The following is a 5,000-nucleotide window of genomic DNA, read 5'->3' on the forward strand; positions in this document are numbered from 1 at the left end:
GTACCCGCAAGGGGGCAAACCCGGGGAACTGAAACATCTAAGTACCCGGAGGAAAGGACATCAACCGAGACTCCGCTAGTAGTGGCGAGCGAACGCGGACCAGGCCAGTGGTCATATTTTAAGAACCGGAACAAGTTGGGAAACTTGGCCTTAGTGGGTGATAGCCCCGTACGGGTAGAAAGAGATATGATCCTTGAGTAGGGCGGGACACGTGAAATCCTGTCTGAACATGGGGGGACCACCCTCCAAGCCTAAGTACTCCTAGTCGACCGATAGCGCACCAGTACCGTGAGGGAAAGGTGAAAAGTACCCCGACGAGGGGAGTGAAATAGTACCTGAAACCGAATGCTTACAAACAGTTGGAGCCCGTAAGGGTGACAGCGTACCTTTTGTATAATGGGTCAGCGACTTAATTTAACGAGCAAGCTTAAGCCGATAGGTGTAGGCGTAGCGAAAGCGAGTCTTAATAGGGCGTTTTAGTTCGTTGGATTAGACCCGAAACCGAGTGATCTAGCCATGAGCAGGTTGAAGGTGCGGTAACACGCACTGGAGGACCGAACCCACGAATGTTGAAAAATTCGGGGATGACTTGTGGCTAGGGGTGAAAGGCCAATCAAACTCGGAAATAGCTGGTTCTCCGCGAAATCTATTTAGGTAGAGCGTCCTGTGAATACTCCTGGGGGTAGAGCACTGGATGGGCTATGGGGGCTCACCGCCTTACTGATCCTAACCAAACTCCGAATACCAGGAAGTACTGCAGGGCAGACACACAGTGGGTGCTAACGTCCATTGTGGAGAGGGAAACAACCCTGACCGCCAGTTAAGGTCCCTAAGTTATGGCTAAGTGGGAAAGGATGTAGAGATCCCAAAACAACCAGGATGTTGGCTTAGAAGCAGCCATCATTTAAAGAAAGCGTAACAGCTCACTGGTCTAAATAAGGGTCTCCGCGCCGAAAATGTACCGGGGCTAAAGCCATACACCGAAACTGCGGGTGCGTCTTATGACGCGCGGTAGCGGAGCGTTCTGTAAGCTGATGAAGGTGGACCCGTGAGGGCTGCTGGAGGTATCAGAAGTGCGAATGCTGACATGAGTAACGATAAAGAGGGTGAGAGACCCTCTCGCCGAAAGTCCAAGGGTTCCTGCGCAACGCTAATCGGCGCAGGGTTAGCCGGCCCCTAAGGCGAGGCCGAAAGGCGTAGTCGATGGGAACGGGGTTAATATTCCCCGGCCAGTGGGTAGTGACGGATGCCGTGTATCGTATCTCCTTATTGGATTGGAGATGCGGTGAAGGTGTTCCTGGAAATAGCTCCCACGCTAAGACCGTACCCGAAACCGACACAGGTGGACAGGTAGAGTATACCAAGGCGCTTGAGAGAACTGTGCTGAAGGAACTCGGCAAATTGCTCCCGTAAGTTCGCGAGAAGGGAGCCCGGTACGAAGGCAACTTTGTATCGGGGGCACAGAATAGGGGGTTGCGACTGTTTATCAAAAACACAGGGCTCTGCGAAGCCGCAAGGCGACGTATAGGGTCTGACGCCTGCCCGGTGCTGGAAGGTTAAGAGGAGGTGTGCAAGCACCGAATTGAAGCCCCAGTAAACGGCGGCCGTAACTATAACGGTCCTAAGGTAGCGAAATTCCTTGTCGGGTAAGTTCCGACCTGCACGAATGGCGTAACGACTTCCCCGCTGTCTCCAGCACAGACTCAGTGAAATTGAATTCCCCGTGAAGATGCGGGGTTCCTGCGGTCAGACGGAAAGACCCCGTGCACCTTTACTACAGCTTCACACTGGTATTCGTGATGACATGTGTAGGATAGGTGGTAGGCGTTGAACCCCGGGCGCCAGCTCGGGTGGAGCCATCCTTGAAATACCACCCTTGTCCTCATGGATATCTAACCGCGGTACTACAATATCCGGGACCGTGTGTGGCGGGTAGTTTGACTGGGGCGGTCGCCTCCCAAATGGTAACGGAGGCGCGCGAAGGTAGGCTCAGAGCGGTCGGAAATCGCTCGTTGAGTGCAATGGCATAAGCCTGCCTGACTGCGAGACTGACAAGTCGAGCAGAGACGAAAGTCGGTCATAGTGATCCGGTGGTCCCTCGTGGAAGGGCCATCGCTCAACGGATAAAAGGTACGCCGGGGATAACAGGCTGATGATGCCCAAGAGTCCATATCGACGGCATTGTTTGGCACCTCGATGTCGGCTCATCGCATCCTGGGGCTGGAGCAGGTCCCAAGGGTTTGGCTGTTCGCCAATTAAAGCGGTACGTGAGCTGGGTTCAGAACGTCGCGAGACAGTTCGGTCCCTATCTGCCGTGGGTGTAGGAAATTTGAGAGGATCTGTCCCTAGTACGAGAGGACCGGGATGGACGTACCTCTGGTGGACCTGTTGTGGCGCCAGCCGCATTGCAGGGTAGCTATGTACGGAATGGATAACCGCTGAAGGCATCTAAGCGGGAAACCAACCTCAAAACAAGATATCCCTTGAGAGCCGTGGAAGACCACCACGTCGATAGGAGGCATGTGGAAGGGTGGTAACATCCGAAGCTGAGCCTTACTAATAGCTCGATCGATCTTGATCACTCCCATTAAGCTATAATCATAAAGCTTAAATCCAAAAACAAAGCTTCAACTAAACAAAACAGACCAGTTCATAATGTGACTTATTCCTGCCCGGTGGCTATGGCGGGGCGCCCCCACCCGATCCCATCCCGAACTCGGAAGTGAAACGCCCCTGCGCCAATGGTACTTCGTCTTAAGACGCGGGAGAGTAGGGCGCCGCCGGGCATGAATAAGACACACAAAAATCTCGACAAAATACACAGAACACAAAATCACACAAAAGCCCCCGATGCATAATGCTCGGGGGCTTTTCTGCGTCTAGAGACAGACGAGGTGAGCGGAATAAGCCCGAATATCCCTCTTCAGCGGAAACATCTGATAAGTCTAAGACTCTAAAGCTGACAGCACTGGCAACTCTTCAAGAAGCAGTTTGGAACCATGTACGCCGTCGTTCTTGTCGCGCGTTGGTGCATTTCAATTGAGCTTGGGTGGAATGATCCGCCTTCTCCTCGGGCTGGGCTGCCTGCTTCCCCGGAAAACATTCTTCATTTGTCAAAGAACCCGGACTTATCCATCTGCCGTGTTGCATGGTTGGAGCATGGAGCATGGAGCATGGAGCGTGTTTTGGTCGTGGTCTATTCCCGTAATGTTCTCCTTGAGACTTTGGTGCTGGTGAACTGGTGGCTGGAATCAGCTGCCAGTTTGCGATTGGTGTAAAGCCGGGGCTTGAGGTGGACCTTGTTTGAGCGTTTGGTTGCATGGTGGGGTGTTGGTGCGAACGAGGCATGCACGCATCTGGTCTGGCTATGTTTGCTGCTATGTGGCGTTGGTCTTAACGGGCATAAGTTTTGTGATTGCGGTGATAGATGTTGGCTAAAGGGGAATAGGGGCGGGCTTTTGCCTTAGGCTTGCCCGCACCGGGAGCTATATAACTCTGGTCGCAAATTGCATGTGTTTGGTGGTTTGCGGACATAGCAACGCAGTTTGGCGGTGTTTAACGCAGTTCTGCGCAAAAGAACGCAAACTGACTTTGAGGTGAAGTTGGGGGATCAGTCAGGCTGACTGCGTGATTTCTTTTTACTTGGATTGCTAATGGAAGTTCTCGGCTAAGATGTGCCGGGCTACCGAGATGCGCCGGGTTTTGTGGAGTGGAACTGCCTTCTTGTTTTGTGCGTTGATGCCGTGATCTTATCAGTATCGCTTCGTCGATGCTCTTCATTCGAAGCCGAGTTCTCAATTCATCTGCATTCTTTAATGTTGACTGAGCTTGTCGTGTTGCATCGTTTGTCGAGAATTATCGTGAGCTCTCTCTGTCTGGCTCATTGTCCTGCTTGTCTGGGTCGCAAAGAGCTGCTTGTTTGCCTATCCCGCAAGTTTGGTGTGCGGTTTGCTTATCGTACTCTGTTGTGTTTGCTGGCTCGCCTCTTTTCCCTTTCTTCTGTCTGAGCCCTTAGCCCTGAGCGCCTTTGCTCCTTAGCTGTCTTGTTTGCCGCCTGTCTCTGGCTTTCTGCCTTTTGAATTTGTTGTTTTTAGTTTTCCCTGTGTCTGTGCAAATTTTGGATTTGTTAATTATTGGGGTTAGTTTGTGTTGTTTTTGGCTTGTTTGCGGGGTTTTTGGGGTGTGTTTGGTGGTGATTGGAATGATATATGAGGAGTTGTTTTTGTTCGAATTTTAGTTTTTCGCAGATAGTTTGGTTTTTTTGAGATTTGCGTGTTGACGGGTGGGGCTGGTACGCCTATAACCCGCTCCACGCCAACGGGGCGGGCCACTGAGGCGCCGGTCTGGAGGCCGCGAAACAGAAGGATTTACGGGGTTTTAGATAAGCTTTGTAGGTCTGGATATTGAGGCGAAAGTCTCCGTTCTTTGACAATTGAATATGATATAGAAAGAGAAACGTGGACGGCGGTTATTCGCGGGTAACATTTTCGGATGTTACTGTTACGGAATAACTGACTTGATTTACGTTTTTCAGAACACCAAGACATTGATCATTTTCGGATGATTTAGTGTCATGCGTGTTCCTCGTCTTTCAGCTTTTTAGCTGAAGATTTGAGTATGTAGCGTGATTAAGTTGGGATTATTTCTTAGTAGAACCTGAGAGTTTGATCCTGGCTCAGAACGAACGCTGGCGGCAGGCCTAACACATGCAAGTCGAACGGATCCTTCGGGATTAGTGGCAGACGGGTGAGTAACGCGTGGGAAGCTACCTTGTGGTAGGGAACAACAGTTGGAAACGACTGCTAATACCCTATGAGCCCTATGGGGGAAAGATTTATCGCCATGAGATGTGCCCGCGTTAGATTAGCTAGTTGGTAAGGTAATGGCTTACCAAGGCGACGATCTATAGCTGGTCTGAGAGGATGATCAGCCACACTGGGACTGAGACACGGCCCAGACTCCTACGGGAGGCAGCAGTGGGGAATATTGGACAATGGGGG

1 protein-coding gene and 3 rRNA genes (2 of these 4 running past the window's edge) are annotated in these 5,000 nt (G+C 51.4%); all 4 read left to right on the top strand.

The window, feature by feature from the left end:
• Positions 1–2,582 (top strand): 23S ribosomal RNA (locus PJE062_RS25680); it begins 143 nt to the left of the window's first position.
• 89 nt (positions 2,583–2,671) lie between these two features.
• Positions 2,672–2,786 (top strand): 5S ribosomal RNA (rrf, locus tag PJE062_RS25685).
• Positions 2,787–2,999: 213 nt separating this feature from the next.
• The gene (locus tag PJE062_RS25690) at positions 3,000–3,278 is read left to right on the top strand and encodes a hypothetical protein (RefSeq protein ID WP_008553181.1); all 279 of its coding nucleotides are present in this window, start codon (positions 3,000–3,002) and stop codon (positions 3,276–3,278) included.
• Between the two features lie 1,374 nt (positions 3,279–4,652).
• A 16S ribosomal RNA gene (locus PJE062_RS25695) occupies positions 4,653–5,000 on the top strand; it runs 1,127 nt beyond the window's last position.

It is taken from the genome of Pseudovibrio sp. JE062 (assembly GCF_000156235.1).
GTDB lineage: Bacteria > Pseudomonadota > Alphaproteobacteria > Rhizobiales > Stappiaceae > Pseudovibrio.